General features: G+C 71.6%; 16 protein-coding genes and 1 pseudogene. 5 read left to right on the top strand and 12 right to left on the bottom strand.

Annotated features, from left to right (window positions below):
- Nucleotides 1-171 precede the first annotated feature (171 nt).
- On the bottom strand, nt 172-423 hold the full coding sequence (locus AB0912_RS05995; protein ID WP_366696719.1) for a hypothetical protein: 252 nt from the start codon (nt 421-423) through the stop codon (nt 172-174).
- A complete protein-coding gene (locus AB0912_RS05990) occupies nt 420-1,385 on the bottom strand; it encodes an SPFH domain-containing protein (protein ID WP_366696718.1) in 966 nt (321 codons plus the stop codon). Before AB0912_RS05990 ends, AB0912_RS05995 begins: the two co-directional genes overlap by 4 nt.
- A gap of 291 nt (nt 1,386-1,676) precedes the next feature.
- Here AB0912_RS05990 and AB0912_RS05985 point away from each other — a divergent pair, with 291 nt between their 5' ends.
- Nucleotides 1,677-4,013: a transglycosylase domain-containing protein gene (locus AB0912_RS05985; protein WP_366696717.1), complete on the top strand. Its 2,337-nt coding sequence runs from the start codon at nt 1,677-1,679 to the stop codon at nt 4,011-4,013.
- A gap of 180 nt (nt 4,014-4,193) precedes the next feature.
- Here AB0912_RS05985 and AB0912_RS05980 read toward each other — a convergent pair whose 3' ends face one another.
- The 5 genes from AB0912_RS05980 to AB0912_RS05960 form a co-directional block, all read right to left on the bottom strand.
- Complete coding sequence (locus AB0912_RS05980; protein ID WP_366696716.1) at nt 4,194-5,660, bottom strand: catalase; 1,467 nt, start codon at nt 5,658-5,660, stop codon at nt 4,194-4,196.
- Nucleotides 5,661-6,049: 389 nt separating this feature from the next.
- Complete coding sequence (locus AB0912_RS05975) at nt 6,050-8,269, bottom strand: SpoIIE family protein phosphatase (protein WP_366696715.1); 2,220 nt, start codon at nt 8,267-8,269, stop codon at nt 6,050-6,052.
- Nucleotides 8,270-8,666: 397 nt separating this feature from the next.
- Nucleotides 8,667-9,359: a DUF402 domain-containing protein gene (locus AB0912_RS05970; RefSeq protein ID WP_366696714.1), complete on the bottom strand. Its 693-nt coding sequence runs from the start codon at nt 9,357-9,359 to the stop codon at nt 8,667-8,669.
- Nucleotides 9,360-9,474: 115 nt separating this feature from the next.
- On the bottom strand, nt 9,475-10,878 hold the full coding sequence (locus AB0912_RS05965) for a class II fumarate hydratase (RefSeq protein ID WP_366696713.1): 1,404 nt from the start codon (nt 10,876-10,878) through the stop codon (nt 9,475-9,477).
- 191 nt (nt 10,879-11,069) lie between these two features.
- Nucleotides 11,070-12,737, bottom strand: coding sequence for a fumarate hydratase (locus tag AB0912_RS05960; protein ID WP_366696712.1), 1,668 nt, complete (start codon nt 12,735-12,737; stop codon nt 11,070-11,072).
- Nucleotides 12,738-12,960: 223 nt separating this feature from the next.
- Between AB0912_RS05960 and AB0912_RS05955 the strand changes: the two genes are divergently transcribed.
- Together AB0912_RS05955 and AB0912_RS05950 are read left to right on the top strand one after the other, a co-directional pair.
- On the top strand, nt 12,961-13,689 hold the full coding sequence (locus AB0912_RS05955) for a DUF1707 domain-containing protein (RefSeq protein ID WP_366696711.1): 729 nt from the start codon (nt 12,961-12,963) through the stop codon (nt 13,687-13,689).
- 198 nt (nt 13,690-13,887) lie between these two features.
- Nucleotides 13,888-14,259, top strand: coding sequence for a WhiB family transcriptional regulator (locus AB0912_RS05950; protein ID WP_366696710.1), 372 nt, complete (start codon nt 13,888-13,890; stop codon nt 14,257-14,259).
- 319 nt (nt 14,260-14,578) lie between these two features.
- Here AB0912_RS05950 and glpX read toward each other — a convergent pair whose 3' ends face one another.
- A complete protein-coding gene (gene glpX / locus AB0912_RS05945) occupies nt 14,579-15,610 on the bottom strand; it encodes a class II fructose-bisphosphatase (protein ID WP_366696709.1) in 1,032 nt (343 codons plus the stop codon).
- Between the two features lie 127 nt (nt 15,611-15,737).
- On the opposite strand from glpX, the gene AB0912_RS05940 reads away from it, so the two are divergent.
- A complete protein-coding gene (locus AB0912_RS05940) occupies nt 15,738-16,256 on the top strand; it encodes a DUF4245 domain-containing protein (protein ID WP_366696708.1) in 519 nt (172 codons plus the stop codon).
- A 198-nt stretch (nt 16,257-16,454) separates the two neighbouring features.
- On the opposite strand, the gene AB0912_RS05935 is transcribed toward AB0912_RS05940, so the two are convergent.
- From AB0912_RS05935 to AB0912_RS05920, 4 genes are all read right to left on the bottom strand, one after another.
- Nucleotides 16,455-17,045, bottom strand: a complete 591-nt coding sequence (locus tag AB0912_RS05935; protein WP_366696707.1) for a malonic semialdehyde reductase — start codon at nt 17,043-17,045, stop codon at nt 16,455-16,457.
- Between the two features lie 339 nt (nt 17,046-17,384).
- A complete protein-coding gene (locus AB0912_RS05930) occupies nt 17,385-17,669 on the bottom strand; it encodes an exodeoxyribonuclease VII small subunit (RefSeq protein ID WP_366696706.1) in 285 nt (94 codons plus the stop codon).
- A gap of 9 nt (nt 17,670-17,678) precedes the next feature.
- Complete coding sequence (gene xseA / locus AB0912_RS05925; RefSeq protein ID WP_366696705.1) at nt 17,679-18,887, bottom strand: exodeoxyribonuclease VII large subunit; 1,209 nt, start codon at nt 18,885-18,887, stop codon at nt 17,679-17,681.
- Nucleotides 18,888-19,225: 338 nt separating this feature from the next.
- Nucleotides 19,226-20,638, bottom strand: coding sequence for an APC family permease (locus tag AB0912_RS05920; RefSeq protein WP_366696704.1), 1,413 nt, complete (start codon nt 20,636-20,638; stop codon nt 19,226-19,228).
- Between the two features lie 102 nt (nt 20,639-20,740).
- On the opposite strand from AB0912_RS05920, the pseudogene AB0912_RS05915 reads away from it, so the two are divergent.
- Nucleotides 20,741-21,751 (top strand): annotated as a pseudogene (locus AB0912_RS05915) (4-hydroxy-3-methylbut-2-enyl diphosphate reductase); the annotation flags it as partial.
- Nucleotides 21,752-21,776: the final 25 nt, after the last annotated feature.

The raw sequence follows: 21,776 nt of genomic DNA, 5'->3' as shown, positions 1-21,776 counted from the left end.
CGGAAGCGATTGTCACGGTTTCGAACCAGCCGACCGGGCCCCGCAATCCGGCCGCTTACTGGGTCTCGGGGGCGCCTGTCGGCACTCCGGACGCCTGTCGGGACTCCGGACGCTTACCGGCTTCCCGAACGCCTGTCGGCGCTCCGGCCGCTTACTGGTCCTTGGGCCCGCCTACTGGCTCTCCGGCTCCCCGGCCGTCGGCGGGCGTCCCCGGCGGGGGATCGGGCCCGCGCCGCCGGGCAGCCGGCCGGCCTCGGCGAGGGCGCGGCGGAGCAGGAACTCGATCTGCGCGTTGGCGGACCGCAGTTCGTCGCCGGCCCAGCGGGCCAGCGCCTCGTACACCAGCGGATCGAGCCGCAGCAGCACCTGCTTGCGCTGCTGCTGCGGCCGACGCGGTGGAGTTCCCTCCGTGGGAGACGTCACTGGTAGAGGGACCCCGTGTTCAGGACGGGCTGCGCCGCGCGGTCACCGCACAGCACCACCATCAGGTTCGACACCATCGCCGCCTTCCGCTCGGAGTCCAGCTCCACGATGTCGCGCTCGGTGATCCGGGCGATCGCCGCCTCGACCATGCCGACCGCGCCGTCCACGATCTGCCGCCGGGCCGCGACGACCGCCCCGGCCTGCTGGCGCTGGAGCATCGCGGAGGCGATCTCGGGAGCGTACGCGAGATGCGTGAAGCGCGACTCGATGATCCGCACGCCGGCGGCGGCCACGCGCGCGTGCAGTTCGACGGCGAGCTTCTCGGTGATCTCCTCGGCGTTGCCGCGCAGCGACAGGCCGTCCTCGTCGTGGGCGTCGTAGGGGTACTCGATGGCGATGTGCCGGACCGCCGCCTCGGTCTGGGTGGAGACGAACTCCAGGAAGTCGTCCACCTCGAAGGTCGCCTGCGCGGTGTCCTGCACGTTCCACACCACGACCGCGGCCAGTTCGATCGGGTTGCCGTAGGCGTCGTTGACCTTGAGGACGGCCGTCTCGTGGTTGCGCACCCGCGTGGAGATCTTGGTCCGGGACGTGAGGGGGTTCACCCAGCGCAGTCCGTCCTGGCGGATCGTGCCCCGGTAGCGCCCGAAGAGCTGGACCACGCGGGCCTCGCCCGGTGCGACGGTGTTCAGCCCGCACATCGCGAACACCGCGGCGATGGCGACCAGGATGCCCAGGACGACCAGCGCGGCCTGGGCGCCGCCCGACCGCACGACCCCGCCGCCGACGGCGCACAGGGCGGCGCCGAGAAGCAGCCCGAGCAGTCCGAGGAAGAGCGCGAGCCCCCCGCCGATGCTGTGCGCGGCGAACTCCCGCACGTGCGGCGCCGGCATCTCGGGCAGGTCGCCCGGCGTGGCGGCGTCCGGTGCGCCCGGTGACTCGTGGGAAGCGTGTGACGACATGGCGGGTCCCCCGTCTCGTAGGGCCTGGCCTGCGCGAACCCGCCCGTACGGCCTGGTTCGCGGGGCTCGGCTGGTATCTATCTAACTGATATCACATTACCCGCACTCGCAACCTTCCACGCTTCCCGCTCGTCGGTTTCGGTGAGGCACGCGCGTAAGGCGTGCTGATTGTCACGTCCGGAAAAGACCGGATCGGCAGCCCTTTGTCATAGCGCGCGGTGTTAGCTTTCTGAGCTGACCTGAGCGACGAACGTGTGTGCCACACGAGAGTGAAGCGGAGCGGATCGACCCATGGGACGAGCGGAAGAGAGACGAGCGCGGCAGGCGCAGGGCCGCCGCGCGGCGCCCAAGCGCTCGTCCGGCAACGGGCCGGCCGACTCCGGAACCGGCGCGAAGGCGGGCGGCAAGCCCCGCCGCACCGGCATACGCAGGTTCGTGAACTGGAAGACGGTCCTCGGCACGTTCCTCGGCGTCTGCCTGCTCGGCATGGGCGCCTTCTTCGTGCTCTACATGGTCGTCTCCGTGCCCGAGGGCAACGCGGCCGCCCGCCTGCAGAGCAACGTCTACGAGTACGCCGACGGCAAGACCCTCGCCCGCACCGGCAAGGTGAACCGCGAGATCGTCGACCTGTCCAAGGTGCCCAAGAGCGTCCAGAAGACCTTCGTCGCCGCCGAGAACAAGTCCTTCTACAACGACTCCGGCGTCGACCTGAAGGGCACCGCCCGTGGCCTGCTCAACACCCTCTCCGGCAAGGGCAAGCAGGGCGGCTCCACGATCACCCAGCAGTACGTCAAGAACTACTACCTCAGCCAGGACCAGACCGTCACGCGCAAGCTGAAGGAAATGGTCATCTCGCTGAAGGTGGACCGCAAGAAGTCCAAGGACGACATCCTCGCGGGCTACATCAACACCAGCTACTACGGCCGCAACGCCTACGGCATCCAGGCCGCCGCCCAGGCCTACTACCGTGAGGACGCCAGCGACCTCACCGTCGCGCAGGGCGCCTACCTGGCCTCGCTGCTCCAGGCGCCGAGCCAGTACGACTGGGCGGTCGCCACGGACACCGGCAAGCGGCTGGTGCAGGACCGCTGGAACTACACCCTCGACAACATGGTCGAGCAGGGCTGGCTGGACGCGGGCAAGCGGCAGGCCATGAAGTTCCCGAAGCCCAAGGACCCGCAGGGCGCGGCGGGCATGCAGGGCCAGACCGGCTACCTGGTGACCGAGGCGCAGAACGAGCTGGCCCAGCAGCTCGTCGCCCAGGGCAAGGCGGCCGATCTCGACGACGCCAAGGCCATGGTGGAGGCGGGCGGCTGGACCATCAAGCTCACCGTCGACAAGAAGAAGCAGGCCCTGCTGGAGAGCACGGTCAAGAAGCAGCTCACCGGCAAGCTCGACCCGAAGAAGCGCAAGGTCGACGCGAACATCCAGGCGGGCGCTGCGTCGGTCGACCCGAAGACCGGCAAGGTCCTCGCGATGTACGGCGGCGCGGACTACTTCAAGCACTACTACAACAACGCGACCCGCCGGGACTACCAGGCCGCCTCGACATTCAAGCCGCTGATCTTCGCCGCGGCCCTCGCCGAGGAGGCCAAGACCCGCTCGGGCCGGCCGATCACGGCGGACACGATCTACGACGGCACCAACCGCCGTCCCGTGGTGGGCAGCGACATCGGGTTCGCGCCGCCCAACGAGGACGAGCACAGCTACGGCGACGTCACCGTGCAGACCGCGATGAACAAGTCCATCAACTCCGTGTTCGCCCAGATGGGCGTGGACGTCGGCATGGACGAGGTGCTGAAGGTCGCGGGCAAGCTCGGCATGAACACCAAGGGACTCCAGGCGGTGCCCGCCCAGACCCTCGGTTCCATGGGCGCGAGCCCGCTGGAGATGGCGGGCGTCTACGCGACCCTCGACAACCACGGCAAGAAGGTCACCCCCTCGATCCTCGCCTCGGCCGAGCACAAGGACGTCACGGTCGACCTGCCCGACCCCGTCGGCGGGCAGGTCATCAGCCGGGAGGCCGCCGACACGGTCACCTCGGTGCTGACCGGCGTGGTCGACGACGGCACGGCCCGTGTCTCGGTGCGGGACAACCCCGACCGCGACGGCCAGCAGGTCGCCGGCAAGACCGGTACCTCCGACAACAACAAGTCGGCCTGGTTCACCGGCTACACGCCGGACCTGGTCACCTCGGTCGGCCTGTTCGGCGAGGACGCCAAGAACCACCACCAGGTCCCCATGAAGGGCGCCACGGGTCTCTACCTGGAAGGCGGCCGGGTCAACGGCGGTGGCTTCCCGGCCCAGATCTGGGCGGCGTACACCTTCGGCGCGATGGACGGCAAGGTCAGCAAGTTCGACCTGGAGACCACCTCGGGCGCGGCGGTCGAGCCGACCGACACGCCGACGGTCAGCCAGTCGCCGTCCGACACGCCGTCCTCCACGCCGACCACCGAGAAGCCGTCGTCGGAGCCGCCCTCCAGCAGCGCCCCGCCGACCCCCACGGACAAGCCGACGACCACCCCGCCGACCTCGCCGCCGCCGTCCACGCCGTCGTCGACCCCGACGGACGACGACCCGGAGAACCCGTTCGCACCGGACGACCAGCTCCAGAACCGGCAGCAGTGACCGTCCGCCGCTGACGCGACCGTCCGCCGCTGACGCCGGCCGCGGACCGCGCGGCACGGCTGACGCCGGCCCGCGGACAGCATGCGAGAGGGGCACCGGGATCTCCCGGTGCCCCTCTCGCGTAGAGCGCTGGCCGGCCGCGACCAGTCGCCGTAAGCCGCCGTCAGTCAGCGTCAGCCGTCAGCCGCCGTTGACGCGCTGCGCGATCCGGTCGCCGATCGCCTTGTCGACGTTGCGCCAGTACTGGATGGCGCGGTCCAGGACCGGACGGGAGACGCCGGCCAGCAGATGGCCGCTCACGTTCGTGACCAGCCGGTCGCGGGCCGCGTCGTCGAGGACCTGGCGGACCATCGTGCCCGCCTGACCCCAGTCGTCGTCCTCGCTGTGCAGCTTGTACGCCTCGCGCACCAGCTCACCGGCGGTCTGCCAGCTCGCCGGGTCACCGAACCGGCCCTCGTAGTCCGCCGCCGGTCCGCCGTAGGAGTTCGGCGCGTACGGCCGGGCCGCCTTCGACGCCTCGTAGCGCATCGGGCCGTCCTTGGCGTACGAGTTCACCGGGGAGTGCGGCCGGTTGGGCGGCAGCTGGGTGTAGTTCGGGCCGATCCGGTACCGGTGGGTGTCCGGGTACGAGAACAGCCGGCCCAGCAGCATCTTGTCCGGCGACGGGCCGATGCCCGGCACCAGGTTCGAGGGCTCGAACGCGGCCTGCTCGATGTGGATGAAGTAGTCCTCGGGGTTCCGGTTCAGCGTCATCCGGCCGACGTCGATCAGCGGGTAGTCGCCGTGCGGCCACACCTTCGTCAGGTCGAACGGGTTGAACCGGTAGTCCGCCGCGTCCTCGAACGGCATGATCTGGACCTTCAGCGTCCAGCTCGGCGCGTTCCCCGACTCGATCGACTCGAAGAGGTCCCGGCGGTGCTTGTCCGCGTCGAGGCCCGCCAGCTCGTCGGCCTCGGCCTGCTCCAGGAACTCGATGCCCTGGTCGGTCTTGAAGTGGTACTTCACCCAGAACCGCTCACCGGCGCCGTTGATCCACATATAGGTGTGGGAGCTGTAGCCGTTCATGTGGCGGTACGTCTTCGGGATGCCCCGGTCGCCCATCAGCCAGGTCACCTGGTGCGCCGACTCCGGCGAGAGCGTCCAGAAGTCCCACTGCATGTCGTTGTTCCGCAGCCCCGTCACCGGGTGGCGCTTCTGCGAGCGGATGAAGTCCTGGAACTTGATCGTGTCACGCACGAAGAAGACCGGCGTGTTGTTGCCCACCATGTCGTAATTGCCGTGCTCGGTGTAGAACTTCAGCGCGAAACCACGCGGGTCGCGCCAGGTGTCGGGCGAACCCTGCTCGCCGGCGACGGTGGAGAACCGCGCCAGCATCTCGGTGCGCTTGCCCGGCTGGAAGAGGTCGGCCTTGGTGAACTGGCTGACGTCGTTGGTCACTTCGAAGAAGCCGTACGCGCCGCTGCCCTTGGCGTGCACCACCCGCTCGGGGACCCGCTCCCGGTTGAACTGCGCCATCTTCTCGATGAGGTAGTGGTCCTGGAGCAGGATCGGTCCGTCGGGCCCGACGGTGAGCGAGTGTTCGTCGCTCTCCACCGGAATCCCGACGTTGTTCGTCGTGTACGGAGCCTTCTCTGAGCCTTGCGTCACGAGCGCGTCCTCCCGTCGGAGATGAGGGTCGTCAGGTCGCTTCGCCCACCCAGCAGTCAACGCCGCCGACAGCATGTCGGCAACATTTGCCGCACCATGGCGCACCGGCGCCCTTCCGGACCGGCCCACAGGAGGCGAGAGCACCCGCGTACCCCTCAGGCCCGGGTCCAATCGAACCCGGACATCGGCCGCGGATCCCCCGAACCAGGCGCCCCCTCCCGCGCTCGGCCCCGGTCCGGCTCGATCCAGACGCCCGTTCTCACGCTCGGCCCCGGTCCGGCTCGATCCAGGCGCCCGTTCTCACGCTCGGCCCGCGATACGGCTCGGACCAGGCGCCCGTTCTCACGCTCGGCCGCGGTTCAGTTCGAACCGGACGGCCTTTCCCGTGCTCAGCCCCGGTTCAGCTCGAACCAGACGACCTTCCCCGTGCTCAGCCGGGTCGCGCCCCAGCGGCGGGCCAGCTTGTTCACCAGGTACAGGCCCCGGCCGCCCTCGTCCGTGGCCCGCGCCTGCCGCAACCGGGGAAGCTGCGGCACGTCGTCCCCGACCTCGCAGCGCAGCACGTCCGTCCGCAGCAGCCGCAGCGTCACCGGCCGCGACGCGTACCGCACCGCGTTCGTCACGACCTCGCTGACCAGCAGCTCCACCGCGTCGGTCATGTCCTCCATGCCCCAGCGCGCCAGCGCCCGCCGGGCCAGCCGCCGCGCCCGGCCCGGTGCCGCGTCCTCCGGTTCCAGGAACCAGTACGCGACATCGCTCGGTGCGATCCCGTCGAACCGCGCCGCGAGCAGCGCGATGTCGTCGTCCCGGTCGCCCGGGCCGAGCATGTCGAGCACCTCGTCGCACAGCGCTTCCAGCGGCGGCGGATGGTCCGGGCCGGTCAGCGCGGCCGTGGCGGCGAGCTTCTCCCGGAGCTGCTCGATCCCGGTCCACACGTCCCGCAGCCGCGACTCCACCAGCCCGTCGGTGTACAGCAGCAGCGTCGCCCCGGCGGGCGCGTCCAGCTCCACCGCCTCGAAGTCGACCCCGCCGACCCCGATCGGCGCGCCCGGCGGCACCCGCAGCACCTCGGCGCGCCCGCCCAGGTGCAGCAGCACCGGCGGCGGATGGCCCGCGTTCGCGATGGTGATCCGGTGCGACACCGGGTCGTACACGGCGTACAGACAGGTCGCCATGCGGTCGGTGCCGAGCCGCTGGGCCTGCTCGTCCAGGTGGTGCAGCACCTCCTGCGGCGGCAGATCGAGCCCCGCGAGGGTCTGCGCCGTCGTCCGCAACTGGCCCATGATCGCCGCCGACGTCATCGAGTGGCCCATGACGTCGCCCACGACCAGCGCGACCCGGCTGCCCGGCAGCGGGATCGCGTCGTACCAGTCGCCGCCCACCCGCGCGGTCTCCGCGGCCGGCAGATAGCGGGACGCCAGCCGCACACCGGTGGGCCGCGGCAGGGTCTCGGGCAGCATCGTGCGCTGCAGCTCGTCCGCGATGTACGCCTCGCGGCCGTACAGCACCGCCTTGTCGATGCCGAGCGCGCTGTGCGTCGCGAGCTGGGCGGCGACCAGCAGATCGTCCGCCTCGAACGCGAGCCGCTCCGGCCGCCGCAGGAACAGGGCCGCGCCGATCACCCGGCGCCGGCCCCGCAGCGGCGCGAGGATCGCCCGCTGCCCGCTCGGCACCGCCAGGTCGTCGCCGAGCAGCTCCGGCAGCGCGGCCCGCGCGGCGGGCGCGTCCGCGAACACCGGCCGCACCCCGCGCAGCACCTCCGCGAGGGCGCCGCCCTGCCGTACCTCGCACAGCTCCGCCGTCATCCCGGACAGCTCGGTGGGCTCGGGACGCACCAGCGGCAGGAAGCCGCCCTCGGTGTCCCGCTCCTCGGGAATGCGGTCGGTCCGCCGCAGCCGCAGCACCAGCGGTCCCGTCGGCCGCTCGTCGCCCACCGGCAGCGGGTCCCGCAGATAGACGAGGATCGCGTCCGAGAACGTCGGCACGGTCGCCCGGCACAGCCCCATCACGATCTCGTCGAGGTCGATGCCCCGCGCGATCCGGCGGGTCGCCGCGCCGACGAAACGCAGCCGGTCGCCGTCCCGCCGCATCGGCATCGGGCCGCCCTGCGGCACGCTCCGCGCCGTCCGGCGCTCCGTGCCCCCCGGACCGCGCGCCGGCCGGCCGGACCCGGCGGACCCGGCGGACCGGTCCCGCTCCGCGTCCGGCTGCACCGGGATGCTCTCCGGCGCGGGCCGCGGCCGGTGCGGGTCCGGCTCGGCGGCCGAGGGCTGCGAGTGCTCCGCCCCCGCGCCGGGCGCGGACGGCGCGGGCGCGTCCGTGCCGGAACCCGTGCCGGAGCCGGGGCCCGAGGAGGGCGCGGACAGGCCGGCGCCGGGCGCCTGGCCGCCGGCCGCGCCCTTGCCGCAGGGCGTGGCCGAACCCGGAGCGCGCGGTACGTCACCGGCGCGGGCCTGAACCGGTAAGGCGCCGGACGCGGGCAGCGGGGACGGCTGGTCCGGGGTACGCAGGAGCGCCCCGCGAGGGTCCGCGGGGGAGGCAGGCAGGCCGGCGCCGCCTGGCCGGCGCTCGTGCGAGGTGGGGTGCTCCGTCACGCGTGTCGAGTCCATCCGTCCGGGGCTGCGCGCCGGGCGCGCAGTTCGTCCCGCAGCCCCGATACCCGGAATGTGTGCCCCAGGAACGGATTCTGCGTGTCGTCAGATACGGAACCGGCGGCCCGGGCGGCCGTCACGGGACGTGCGGCGGTCCGCGGACGGCCGAAAACACACCGCGCCGACCGCGCCGGAAGGCTCGCGGCCCGCGTCCGGGCGACTGTCCCGGTGACACCGCGCGGGGCGCCCGGACCTCGGCCGGCCCCGCCGCCGTACCCCTCGTACCCCTCGCTCACGTCCTGCCGCCCCTCGGTGACATATGGTCAAGCCCGGCTCATCATGCGGGAGTTGTTGCTGCCGTGCGCCCTTGCGGAAGACGATCCTACGGTTGTACCACGGGGGCGCATCAAGGGTCTCATGAGGACACGTGCGCGGGCGTACGGTCCCAGTCGTCCGGCAGGGCGGGAACCGGCCAGGCCGGATCGGGCCGCCAGTGTTCCCAGCCGTCCGAGAACGGCGCCCCCCACGCGCGGATCACCTCCACCGCCGACCACCCCGCCTCCCTTACCCGCGCGGCCAGTTGAGGGTCCATCAGACCGGCCCGCTGCGCCATCGCGAACTCGTCCTCGTCCAGCCAGCGCCAACTGCGGTCCGGATGCACCGCGATGTCGAGGAAGTGGTCCTCGGAGTCGACCCCGCCCGCCCAACGAGCCAGCGGGGCCTCCAGGTTCACGTACCAGTTCTTGAAACGCCAGCCCGGTTCCCAGAAAAGCCACACCGACCAGGGGTCCCCCGGCCGCGCCAGCTTCAGCACCCCGGTGCCGAACCACCGGTCGCGCCGCACCGCCCGCGGCTTGGTGTAGCGCGACTCCAGCGGCTCCCCGTGCACCGGCGAACCGTCGGCGAGCACCGGCTTCACACACTCGGTGCCCGGCGCCATCCACACCGCGAGCAGCTCGGCGTCGTCCCGTACGACCGTCACGGGGCGGCAGATGTGGACGCGCTCGCCGGCGTTCTCCCGGTACCGCCACAGGATCTGGTGCCCGGGCTCCCAGAACGCCGCCGGCCCGCCCGCTTCCGCCCGTCTCACCGCTCCACCGTCTGCCATGGACAGATATTAGGTGCCCCGGGCACGTGACGCTGCGGCGCGTGTCACGGTTCCCGCCACCGCCCGGGTCCCGTTACGGAGGCGTCATCAGGCGTTTCTCGTCGCCCTCCGGCCGTTACGGACGCGTCATCCGCAGGACATCAAGAGCCTCGTCCAACTGCCGCTCCGTCAGGTCCCCGCGCTCCACATAGCCCGACTCCAGCACCACCTCGCGGATGGTCTTCCGCTCCGCCAGCGACTTCTTCGCCACCTTCGCCGCCTCCTCGTACCCGATGTACTTGTTCAGCGGCGTCACCACGGACGGCGAGGACTCCGCGTACTCCCGGGCGCGCTCCCGGTGCGCCACGATCCCGTCCACCGTCCGGTCGGCGAGCAGCCGCGACACGTTCGCGAGCAGCCGCACCGACTCCAGTACGTTCTTGCCGATCACCGGCAGCATCACGTTCAGCTCGAAGTTCCCCGCCGCGCCCGCGACGGCGACCGTTGCGTCGTTGCCCGTCACCTGCGCGGCGACCATCAGCACCGCCTCGGGGATCACCGGGTTCACCTTGCCCGGCATGATCGACGAGCCCGGCTGGAGGTCCGGCAGGCTGATCTCGGACAGCCCGGTGCGCGGACCGGACGCCATCCACCGCAGATCGTTCGCGATCTTGGTCAGTCCGACCGCGATGGTCCTGAGCTGCCCGCTCGTCTCCACGATCCCGTCGCGCGCGCCCTGCGCCTCGAAGTGGTCGCGGGCCTCCGTCAGCGGCAGCCCGGTCGCCCGCGCCACCTCCGCGATCACCGCCGCCGAGAACCCGGGCGGGGTGTTGATGCCGGTGCCCACGGCCGTACCGCCCAGCGGCAGTTCCGCCAGCCGCGGCAGCGAGGCCCGCAGCCGCTCCACGCCGTAACGCACCTGCGCCGCGTACCCGCCGAACTCCTGGCCCAGCGTCACCGGCGTCGCGTCCATCAGGTGGGTGCGCCCGGACTTCACCACGTCCGCGAACTCCTCCGCCTTGCGGCCGAGGGCGGCGGCGAGGTGTTCGAGGGCGGGCACCAGGTCGCGGGTGACGGCGGCGGTCGCCGCGATGTGGATCGAGGAGGGGAACACGTCGTTGCTCGACTGCGAGGCGTTCACGTGGTCGTTCGGGTGCACGTCCCGGCCCAGCCGCTCGGTGGCGAGCGTGGCGATGACCTCGTTGGTGTTCATGTTGGACGAGGTCCCGGACCCGGTCTGGAACACGTCCACCGGGAACTGCTCGTCCCAGCGCCCCTCGGCGACCTCGGCCGCCGCCTCCTGGATCGCCTCGGCCACGTCCTTGCCGATCACGCCCAGCTCGCCGTTGACCTTCGCGGCGGCTGCCTTGATCCGGGCGAGGGCCTCGATGTGCGCGCGCTCGATGTGCTGCCCCGAGATCGGGAAGTTCTCCACGGCGCGCTGCGTCTGCGCCCGCCATTTCGCGTCCACGGGCACCCGCACCTCGCCCATGGAGTCGTGCTCGATCCGGTACGCGCCTTCGCCCTGGCCATCTGCCATTGGTGACACCTCCATGGGGGACAGCATCCCGGAGCCGGCGAGTGTTCCCGCCCGGCACGCCCGTACGCGGACGGGACGACCACGCGGGTCGGGGGACGCGGGATGAGCAACGCCCGTATGCGGGCGGCAGGTGGGGGAGCGGGGGAGTGGGCCGGGGCGGCCGGGCGAGTCCGTCCGGCCGCCCCGGACGGCTACGCGAGCCCCGGGCCCCGCACCGGGATGGACGTGAACGTCGGGGCGGGCGCCGGGTCCTGGAAGAAGTCGTTGCCCTTGTCGTCCACGACGACGAACGCCGGGAAGTCCTCGACCTCGATCCGCCAGACGGCCTCCATGCCGAGTTCCTCGTACTCGACGACCTCGACCTTCTTGATGCAGTCCTGGGCGAGCCGGGCGGCCGGACCGCCGATCGAGCCCAGGTAGAAGCCGCCGTGCGCGGCGCAGGCGTCGGTGACCTGCTTGCTGCGGTTGCCCTTGGCCAGCATCACCTTCGAGCCGCCCGCCGCCTGGAACTGCTCCACGTAGGAGTCCATCCGGCCGGCGGTCGTCGGGCCGAAGGAGCCGGACGCGTACCCCTCGGGCGTCTTGGCCGGGCCGGCGTAGTACACCGGGTGGTCCTTCAGGTACTGCGGCATCTCCTCGCCCGCGTCCAGCCGCTCCTTGATCTTGGCGTGCGCGATGTCGCGGGCCACGACCAGCGGGCCGGTGAGCGAGAGCCGGGTCTTGACCGGGTGCCGGGTCAGCTCGGCGAGGATGTCGTCCATCGGCTGGTTCAGATCGATCTTGACGACGTCGCCGGACTCGTCCAGATGCTCGTCCGTAGTGTCCGGCAGGAAGCGCGCCGGGTCGGTCTCCAGCTGCTCCAGGAAGACGCCCTCGGCGGTGATCTTCGCGACGGCCTGGCGGTCCGCCGAGCAGGACACGGCGATCGCGACCGGGCAGGACGCGCCGTGCCGGGGCAGCCGCACCACGCGTACGTCGTGGCAGAAGTACTTGCCGCCGAACTGCGCGCCGATGCCGATCTTCTGGGTCAGCTCGAAGACCTTCTGCTCCAGGTCCTTGTCCCTAAAGCCGTGCCCCAGCTCGGAGCCCTCGGCCGGGATCTCGTCCAGGTAGTGCGCGGAGGCGTACTTCGCGGTCTTCAGCGCGTACTCGGCGCTGGTGCCGCCGACGACGATCGCCAGGTGGTACGGCGGGCAGGCGGCCGTGCCCAGCGAACGGATCTTCTCCTCCAGGAACTTCATCATGGAGCCCTCGTTGAGGACCGCCTTCGTCTCCTGGTAGAGGAACGACTTGTTGGCGGAGCCGCCGCCCTTCGCCATGAACAGGAACTTGTAGGCGCCGCCGTCGGTCGCGTACAGCTCGATCTGGGCCGGCAGGTTGGAGCCGGTGTTCTTCTCCTCCCACATGGTCAGCGGGGCCATCTGCGAGTAGCGCAGGTTCAGGTTCTTGTACGCCTCGTAGATGCCGCGTGACAGGGCCGCCTCGTCGCCGCCCTCGGTGAGCACGTTCTGCCCGCGCTTGCCCATCACGATCGCGGTGCCCGTGTCCTGGCACATCGGCAGGACGCCCGCGGCGGCGATGTTCGCGTTCTTCAGCAGGTCGAGCGCGACGAACTTGTCGTTGCCCGAGGCCTCGGGGTCGTCGATGATGCGGCGGAGCTGCGCGAGGTGCGCGGGCCGCAGATAGTGCTGGATGTCGTGGATGGCCTCCTCGGCGAGCTTGCGCAGCGCCTCCGGCTCCACCTTGAGGAACGTGCGCCCGTCGGCCTCGAAGGTGGAGACACCCTCGGAGGTCACCAGCCGGTAGGGGGTGGTGTCCTCTCCCTGGGGGAGCAGATCGGTGTACGCGAACTCAGGCATCTCGCCCATTCCTCACTCGACAGACAGCGGCGTGCCTCCATTGGCAGCGTCCACCAGCGTAGAACCTGGCACCGACGCCGGGTCTGTGAGGTAAGGCTCAGTTCGGACAGAGGCCAGGACGCCCCCGTTTTCCACGGGGTGCCTGAGGCGGTGGTCGTCGGTTTTCCACAGGGAGCCCGGCGAGGGGTAGTCGCGATCTATCGCGTTTGGGTACGCTGCTGCCGTGGACCTTCAGAAGAGCTCCGACGCCACCCCGGCCACCGCGGCGGCCCCGGCCGAGCTGCGCGCCTCCGACGCCGACCGCGACCGCGTCACCGACATCCTGCGTGACGCCCTCGCCGAGGGCCGCCTCACGCCCCAGGAGCACGCCGAGCGCGTGGAAGGGGTGCTGGCCACCAAGACGGTGGGCGAGCTGGACCGCTTCGTCCGTGACCTGCCCGCCGCCCATTCCGGCCGCGCCACCCCCGCGTACGCCTCGGCGCCCAACAGACCCACCGCGGGCGCGATCCCGGTCGACGCCGACGAGAGCGTGGTGGCCGTGTTCAGCGCCGCCGTCCGCAAGGGCCGCTGGCGCGCCGGCCGCCGCATCCACGCGTACGCGGTGTTCGGCAGCGTCGAGATCGACCTCAGCGAGGCGATCTTCGAGTACCAGCAGGTGGTGATCAAGACGGTCTCCGTGTTCGGCAGCATCGACATCCGCGTCCCGGAGAACGTCTCGCTGCGCGGCAACGGCGGCGGCGTGCTCGGCAACTTCGAGGTGCACACCATGGACGCGGGCGACCCGAACGCCCCCGTGGTGTACATCGACGGCCTCGCCGTCCTCGGCAACGTGGAGGCGCGGCCCAGGCGCGGCAGGCTCGTCGCGGACATCCTCGACCGCTTCACCGGCAGACTCGGCGACCGCGTCGCCGACCGCGTGGACCGGGGTTTGCGCAAGCACCTGGACCGTTGACGCTTGTGAACGGGCGGGCGGCGCGCGGGAATTGGTCCAGCACCGGACGATCGATCACGCGGGAGAGCGCCCGGGCTTGGGAACGCAGTGCATAGGCGCGCGCACAGCGGGTAGGGCTTGCTGCATCGTCTCTTGGAGGGCGCTGTGGAACTTTCCCGGTGCCCGGCACGCTCGCGAAGCCGTCGTCAGGAGTAGACCGTGCTGCAACCGCCGCATCAGTCCCTGCAGGTAGCTGCCGTTCCGGCCCAGCGGGCGCCAGTGCGGGACCGGGATCAGGAAGCGCCATGGCACACGGAGGCGGTGTGCCGCCGCGACGAGGCCGGCCTGTTCTTCGCCCCCTCCAAGGAGCCCACCGCGGCCCGCCTCTCCCGCGAGGAGGCCGCCAAGCGCGTCTGCGCCCGCTGTCCGGTGATGGTCGAGTGCCGCGAACACGCGCTCCTGCAACCCGAGCCGTACGGCGTCTGGGGCGGCCTGACCGCCGCCGAGCGCCGCGTGGTCCTGGCCCGGCGCCGCCGCCGCGACCTGGAACTGAAGAAGGCCGCGCACGGCACGATAGCGGCGGCGGGCTGACCTCTTCGCCCGCGCACGGAAAGAGGGGCGCCCTCCGCACAAGGGTGCCCCTCTCCGGCGTCCGCGCCCGCGGGCCGACGGGCCGATGTGAACCTGCGGTGCGCACCGACGGGCCGGTGTGAACCGGTGGTGCGGCCCGGTCGGCGTGGTCCCGCGCCCGGCCCGATGTCAACTGCCGGGCGCGGGACCACACCGACCGGGCCTGTTTGGCCGGTCCTGCTGGGCCGGTCCTGCTGGGCCGGTCCTGTTTGGCCGGTTCCACGTGCCCGGCGTGGCCGCTACTACGCCGCTGCTACTCGGCCCCGCTGGGCACTTGGCCCTACTTGGCGCGGTCGAAGTCGATCGCGCTGTAGGCGCGCAGCTTGCTCAGCCGGTGTTCCGAGGTGATCTGGCGGACCGTCCCGGACTTGGAGCGCATGACGATCGACTCGGTCGTCGCGGTCTCCGAGCGGTAGCGCACCCCGCGCAGCAGCTCGCCGTCGGTGATGCCGGTGGCGACGAAGAAGACGTTCTCGCCGGAGACCAGGTCGCTCGTGCCGAGGACGCGGTCGAGGTCGTGCCCGGCGTCGACCGCCCGCTGCCGCTCCTCGTCGTCCTTGGGCCACAGCTTGCCCTGGATGGTGCCGCCGAGACACTTGACCGCACAGGCCGAGATGATGCCCTCGGGCGTGCCGCCGATGCCGAGCAGCAGGTCGATGCCGGTGCCCTCGCGCAGCGCCAGGATCGAGCCCGCGACGTCGCCGTCGGAGATCAGCTTGATGCGGGCGCCGGTCTCCCGGATCTCCTTGATGATCCCGTCGTGCCGGGGCCGGTCGAGGATGACGACGGTGACGTCCTCGGGGGTGACGCGCTTGGCCTTCGCGACGCGGCGGATGTTGACCGACACGGGCGCGTTGATGTCGACGAAGTCGGCCGCCTCCGGGCCGGTGACCAGCTTGTCCATGTAGAAGACGGCGGACGGGTCGAACATGGTGCCGCGGTCGGCGGCGGCCAGCACGGCGATCGCGTTGGTCATGCCCGCGGCGGTGAGGGTCGTCCCGTCGATCGGGTCGACGGCGATGTCGCACTCGGGGCCGGTCCCGTCGCCCACCTGTTCCCCGTTGAAGAGCATCGGGGCTTCGTCCTTCTCCCCTTCGCCGATGACGACGACGCCGTTCATCGAGACGGTGGAGACGAGGGTCCGCATGGCGCGGACGGCGGCGCCGTCGGCACCGTTCTTGTCGCCGCGGCCCACCCAGCGGCCCGCGGCCATCGCGGCGGCCTCGGTGACGCGGACGAGTTCGAGGGCGAGGTTGCGGTCGGGGGCTTCCGACGGGACTTCGAGTTCGGACGGCAGATGATGCTCGGTCATCGAGACGCACCTTTCTGATACGACGACGGCCGGATGAGGGTGATGCCCCCGACTCTATCGCCAGGCTGACAAAATGAGCAGGGGGGCCCACGGATGAGCAGGCCAGGGCACCTGCGACGATAGGGGCGTGGCAGGTACGAAAGGCAAGCAGTCGGTCCGGGACATGATTCTCTCCCTGGGCCTCATCGGGCTCATGGCGGGCGTCATCTACATCTTCATCCCGCACGACGACTCCGCGCCCGACATCCAGCGCGTCGACTACCGGGTCGAGCTGCTGACCGCGCGCCGGGCGGCGAGCTATCCGGTGGCGGCTCCGGCCGGGCTGCCGGACGCGTGGAAGCCGACCTCGGTGCGGTACGACGGCAGCGAGTTCGATGTCTGGCACCTCGGCTTCCAGGACCCCGACGGTCAGTACGTGGCGGTCGAGCAGTCCACTCAGCGCCCGGCCGTCTTCATCGACTCGGCCAGCCAGGGCGCGCGGGCGACCAAGGTGACCCAGCGCATCGGCGACCGCACGTGGCAGCGCTACGAGGGCGACCACTACGACGCCCTCGTCCTGAAGGAGAAGCGGTCCACGACGGTGGTGACCGGCACGGGCTCCTTCGAGGCGCTGACGAAGATGGCGCGGTCCCTCAAGACGTCGTAGCCCTGGAGGCCGAGGGCGAGGGCGCGAGCGCGTACGGCCGCGAACAACGAGGGACAACGAGAGACAACGACGGAACAGCGAGGGACAGCGAAGAAGGGCCCCGGCGGGTGTGCCGGGGCCCTTCCTCGTACGGTTCTGCCGGTCCGTCGGTCGATCGGGCAATCGGCCGGTCGTCCGGCGGCGGTGTGCTGCGCCGGGTCAGACGGTGGTGATGACCTCGTCGAGCGCCAGACGCGGGGAGCGCGGGAACCAGGCGTCCTCACCGGGCTTGCCGATGTTGACGACCATCAGCGGGGTGTGGTCGTCGTCCAGGAACTCCTTCTGGATCCCGGCGAAGTCGGCACCGGTCATCGGGCCGGCGGCGAGACCCGCGGCACGGACGCCGATGATGAAATACGCGGCCTGGAGCGCGGCATTCAGCAGGGCGGCGCTCTCCCGGGCGGGGCGCTCGGAGAAGAACATGTCCTTGGCGGCGGGGAAGTGCGGCAGCAGGGCCGGCAGCTCCTCGTGGAACTCGTTGTCCGCGGAGAGGATCGCGACCAGCGGGGCGCTCGCGGTCTTCGCCTGGTTGCCCTCGGCGAGGTGCCGCACGAGGCGCTCGCGGGCCTCGGGGGAGCGGACCAGCGTGATGCGCAGCGGCGACTGGTTGAAGGCGGTCGGGCCGAACTTGACCAGGTCGTAGATGGCCTGGACCTGCTCGTCGGTCACCGGCTCGTCGGTGAAGGTGTTCGCGGTACGGGCCTCGCGGAACAGCAGGTCCTGGGCGGCGGGGTCAAGGACGAGAGACATGGCAAACCTTCTCGGTGCGTGCGTGGATCCGTGGGGGATCTGTGGGCAGCACTGAATGTACGGCTCATAGGTTTAAAGTTCAACCAAAACCGGGGGTGGGGTGATCAGCTTCACAGGGGGCGGTGTGCTGTGCGCGGCGCGCGGTGTGCTGTGCGCGGCGCGCGGTGGGCTGTGTGAGGTGCGCGGTGTCGGTCGGTCGGCGTGCCTCCGGCGTGGGGATACGCACCGGCGGGGCGCGGGATGTGTGCGGCGCGGTGCGGAACGTGCGCCGGCGGGGCGTCCCCTGCGCAGGGAGCGCCCCGCCGACGTAGGTCACGTCACGCCAGGTCGCGTCGGTGGCTAGCGGCTGCCGGCGTCCTCCGCCGTGCCGCGCGTGCCGCCGGTGCCGCCCGTGCCGCCCGTCTCCTCGCCCTCCCGGGCCTCCTCCTCGGCCAGGGCCGCGTCCAGCCGGGCCCGCGCGCCCTCCAGCCAGCGCCGGCACACCTTGGCCAGCTCCTCGCCGCGCTCCCACAGGGCCAGGGACTCCTCCAGGGTCGTACCGCCCGCCTCCAGACGGCGTACGACCTCGATCAGCTCGTCCCGCGCCTGCTCGTACCCGAGCGCCTCGTCCACCTTGCTGGTCATGCGCCCACCCTATGCATCGACTCGAACCGTGAATTCACCCTCGGCGACCCGCGCCCGCAGGGTCTCGTCCGCCGTGACCTCCGCCGGGTCGCGGACCACGTGCCCGTCGGCCTTCTGCAACACCGCGTAACCCCGCTGGAGGGTCGCCGCGGGGGAGAGGGCCACCACGCGCGCGTGCGTGTGCGTCAGCTCCGAGTCCGCGCGGTCCAGGAGATGCCCGAGCGTGCGCCGCCCCCGGTCGAGCAGCGCCGCCATCTGGTCGTCGCGCACGTCGATCATCCGGTGCGGGTCCTCTATCGAGGGCCGGGCCAGCGCGTGCGCGAGACCACGCTCCTCGCGGTCCACGAACGCCCGCACGCTGCGGCGCGCCCGGTCCCGCAGCAGCCGCACCCGCTCGAACTCCTCGCCCACGTCGGGAACGACCTTCTTGGCGGCGTCGGTCGGTGTGGACGCCCGCAGGTCGGCCACGTGGTCCAGCAGCGGGTTGTCCGGCTCGTGCCCGATGGCCGACACCACCGGCGTACGACAGGCCGCGACCGCGCGGACGAGCTGTTCGTCGGAGAACGGCAGCAGATCCTCCACGCTGCCGCCGCCGCGCGCCACGACGATCACGTCCACGTCCTCGTGCGCGTCCAGCTCCTTCACGGCCTGTACGACCTGCGGCACCGCGTGGACGCCCTGCACGGCGACGTTGCGCACCTCGAAGCGGACGGCGGGCCAGCGGTGCCGCGCGTTCTCCAGCACGTCGCGCTCGGCCGCCGAGGCGCGCCCGCAGACCAGCCCGATGAGCTGCGGCAGGAACGGCAGCGGCTTCTTGCGGTCGGCCGCGAACAGCCCCTCGGCCGCCAGCGACTTCTTGAGCTGTTCGAGCCGGGCGAGCAGCTCGCCCACGCCGACCGGCTTTATCTCGGTCGCCCGCAGCGAGAGCTGGCCGCGCGGCGCGTACCACTCCGGCTTCGCCTGGACCACCACGCGGGCGCCCTCGCTCACCACGTCCGCGACCGCGTCGAACACCTGCCGGAAGCAAGTCACGCTCACCGAGATGTCGTACGACGGGTCGCGCAGCGTCAGGAAGACGACGCCCGCGCCGGGGCGCCGCGACAACTGGGTGATCTGCCCCTCGACCCAGACCGCGCCGAGCCGGTCGATCCATCCCCCGATGAGCCGTGACACCTCACCGACGGGCAGCGGAGCGTCCGCGGACGTATTGAGAGCCATGCGCCCGAGCGTAGTGGCCCCCACCGACATCCCCTCCCCTCCGGCACGGGACGGCTCCGGGGCTTGTGGGGGAGGGGTGCGTGGGTACCTCGGCCGGCCGAGACGCCGGGCCCCCTGCCAGAGGCGCCGGGTCCGCCGGGCGCATGCCAGGGGTGCCGGGTTCGTAGGCCGCCCGGGGTGCCGGCATCGCCGTACGCCCCGGGCGGCGGCCCCGACCGATCAGGGGCCCCAGGCGACGCTGTCCACCCGGGACCGCCGTCCGCCGACTCCCGTCCGCCGACTCCCGTACGCCCGCAGCCGGGGTCGCTACCCCGACCCCCTCCCTCAGCCCCCCTCCCTCAGCCCGCCCCCGCCCCCGTCTCGGCCTCCGCCCCCGCGTCCATCCCCCCGTCTTCCCGGCGGCCCCGCTGGGTGAGCAGGACCGTCAGGCCGATGGCCAGCCAGATCGCGCCGACCACCTGGGATGTGCCCGAGGCCTCGACGATCACGGCGATGGTGATGGCCGCACCGAGGACGGGGACGACGACGTGCCGCCACCAGACGGGCGGCCCGCTCCGGCGGCGTACGGCGAACCAGCCCACCACCGACGCGTGCAGCAGGGTGAACGCGGTCAGCGCGCCGATGTCGACCACCGAGACCAGCTTGTCGAGGCCGTCGTCGCGGCGGGCCGCCCACACCGCCGCGACCAGCGTGATCACCGCCGCGCAGACCAGCGCCGCCCGCGGCACCCCGGAGTCCGTCCGGGCCAGCGCCCGGGGAAGCCGCCGGTCGCGGGCCATCGCGAAGAGCAGCCGCCCGGCCGCCGCCTGGCCCGCGAGCGCCGCGAAGGCCGCGCCGATCGCCTTGCTGACCGCGACCAGGTTGTGCAGCCAGTCGCCCACCGAGGCGTCCACCGCGTCGTAGAAGGCCGACCCCTGCTTGCCGGGCTCGGCGGCGAGCCGCGCGGACGACAGCGGCTCAAGGAGCGCCACCAGATACGTCTGCGCCACGAACAGCACGCCCGTCAGCGCCAGGCAGAACAGGACCGCCTGGGCCACCTTCCGCGAACCGCCCGTCACCTCCTCCGCGAAGGAGGCGATCGCGTCGAAGCCGAGGAACGACAGGACCGCCACCGACACGGCCCCGATGACCGCCGACAGCGCGAACGCGCCCTGCGTCCCGTCACCCGCCAGGGGGGACAGCCAGTCGCGATGGGCGCCGTCGCGCGCGAGCATCACGACCGCCGACACGACGAAGACGAGAAGCACCACGATCTCCAGCGCGAGCACCAGGAAACCGACCCGCGCGGCGGTCCGCACCCCCCACAGATTGAGGAACGTCGTGATGACGACGGCCAGCGCGGTCCACACCCACCGGGAGACGTCCGGGACCAGCGAGTTCATCGCGATACCGGAGAACAGATAGGCCACGGCCGGGATCAGCAGATAGTCCAGCATCACCATCCACCCGGCGATGAACCCGGCCTCCTTGCCCAGCCCCGCGCGCGCGTAGGCGAACACCGAGCCCGCCTGCGGGACCACCCGGACCATCTGCGCGTAGCTGAAAGCGGTGAACGCCATCGCGACCGTCGCGACGACGTAGACCAGCGCGACCGCGCCGTGCGACTTCGCGTCCAGCGTCCCGTAGACGCCGACCGGCGCCATGGGGGCGATGAACAGCAGCCCGTAGACGACCAGGTCGCGGAAGCCCAGGCTGCGCCGCAGTCCGTGGCCGGCGGGCGCGGAGCCGTCGGTGGTCCGCGTGTCGGACATCGTGCCTCCCGAGGTTTGTGCGGGCCCCACCCCTCCCGGCTTCCCCAGTCTCGCCGGTCTCCCCAAGGAGGCGATCTTTGACCCGCCGGGTACGGCCTTACGATGGGTGCCATGACTGCTTCGACTGGCCGCCGTGTCCTGCTCGCCGCCCCCCGGGGCTACTGCGCGGGCGTGGACCGTGCCGTGATCGCCGTCGAGAAGGCCCTTGAGCAGTACGGGGCCCCGATCTATGTCCGCCACGAGATCGTCCACAACAAGTACGTCGTGCAGACCCTGGAGAAGAAGGGCGCGATCTTCGTCGAGCAGACGGCGGAGGTCCCCGAGGGCTCCATCGTCATGTTCTCGGCGCACGGCGTGGCCCCCGCCGTCCACGACGAGGCCGCCGCCGGCAAGCTCGCCACCATCGACGCGACCTGCCCGCTGGTCACCAAGGTCCACAAGGAAGCCGTCCGGTTCGCCGACGACGACTTCGACATCCTGCTCATCGGCCACGAGGGCCACGAGGAGGTCATCGGCACCTCCGGCGAGGCCCCCGACCACATCACCCTGGTCGACGGCCCCGAGGACGTCGCCAAGGTCGAGGTCCGCGACCCCTCCAAGGTCGTCTGGCTCTCCCAGACCACCCTCTCGGTCGACGAGACCATGGAAACGGTCGACGCCCTCAAGGAGAAGTTCCCGCTGCTCATCTCCCCGCCGAGCGACGACATCTGCTACGCCACGCAGAACCGTCAGCTCGCCGTGAAGCAGATGGGCGCCGAGGCCGACCTGGTGATCGTCGTCGGCTCGCGCAACTCCTCCAACTCGGTGCGGCTCGTCGAGGTCGCCAAGCTCGCCGGCGCCCGCGAGGCCTACCTCGTGGACTTCGCCGACGAGATCGACGAGGCCTGGCTGGACGGCGTGACCACGGTCGGCGTCACTTCCGGCGCCTCCGTCCCGGACGTCCTGGTCGAGCAGGTCCTGGAGTGGCTCACCCGGCACGGCTTCGAGGACGTGGAGATCGTCAAGGCCGCCGAGGAGTCCATCACCTTCTCGCTGCCCAAGGAACTGCGCCGCGACCTGCGCGCCGAGGCGGCCGCCCTGGTGGCGGAGCGCACGGGTGGAACGTCAGCGGGTAAGACCGGCGGCCCGTCCGTCGGCA

This window comes from Streptomyces sp. NPDC007084 (genome assembly GCF_040703595.1).
Lineage (GTDB): Bacteria > Actinomycetota > Actinomycetes > Streptomycetales > Streptomycetaceae > Streptomyces.
The sequence above is the reverse complement of the archived record's forward strand: the minus strand, read 5'-3'. Positions and strand labels throughout refer to the sequence as shown.

Excerpts from the sequence above, each read along its gene's own strand:
- AB0912_RS05965 (WP_366696713.1), bottom strand. The coding sequence starts at position 10,878 with ATGGCAGATGGCCAGGGCGAAGGCGCGTACCGGATCGAGCACGACTCC.
- AB0912_RS05985 (WP_366696717.1), top strand. The coding sequence starts at position 1,677 with ATGGGACGAGCGGAAGAGAGACGAGCGCGGCAGGCGCAGGGCCGCCGC.
- xseA (WP_366696705.1), bottom strand. The coding sequence starts at position 18,887 with ATGGCTCTCAATACGTCCGCGGACGCTCCGCTGCCCGTCGGTGAGGTG.
- AB0912_RS05960 (WP_366696712.1), bottom strand. The coding sequence starts at position 12,737 with ATGCCTGAGTTCGCGTACACCGATCTGCTCCCCCAGGGAGAGGACACC.
- AB0912_RS05920 (WP_366696704.1), bottom strand. The coding sequence starts at position 20,638 with ATGTCCGACACGCGGACCACCGACGGCTCCGCGCCCGCCGGCCACGGA.
- AB0912_RS05970 (WP_366696714.1), bottom strand. The coding sequence starts at position 9,359 with ATGGCAGACGGTGGAGCGGTGAGACGGGCGGAAGCGGGCGGGCCGGCG.
- AB0912_RS05990 (WP_366696718.1), bottom strand. The coding sequence starts at position 1,385 with ATGTCGTCACACGCTTCCCACGAGTCACCGGGCGCACCGGACGCCGCC.
- glpX (WP_366696709.1), bottom strand. The coding sequence starts at position 15,610 with ATGACCGAGCATCATCTGCCGTCCGAACTCGAAGTCCCGTCGGAAGCC.
- AB0912_RS05935 (WP_366696707.1), bottom strand. The coding sequence starts at position 17,045 with ATGTCTCTCGTCCTTGACCCCGCCGCCCAGGACCTGCTGTTCCGCGAG.
- AB0912_RS05930 (WP_366696706.1), bottom strand. The coding sequence starts at position 17,669 with ATGACCAGCAAGGTGGACGAGGCGCTCGGGTACGAGCAGGCGCGGGAC.
- AB0912_RS05975 (WP_366696715.1), bottom strand. The coding sequence starts at position 8,269 with ATGGACTCGACACGCGTGACGGAGCACCCCACCTCGCACGAGCGCCGG.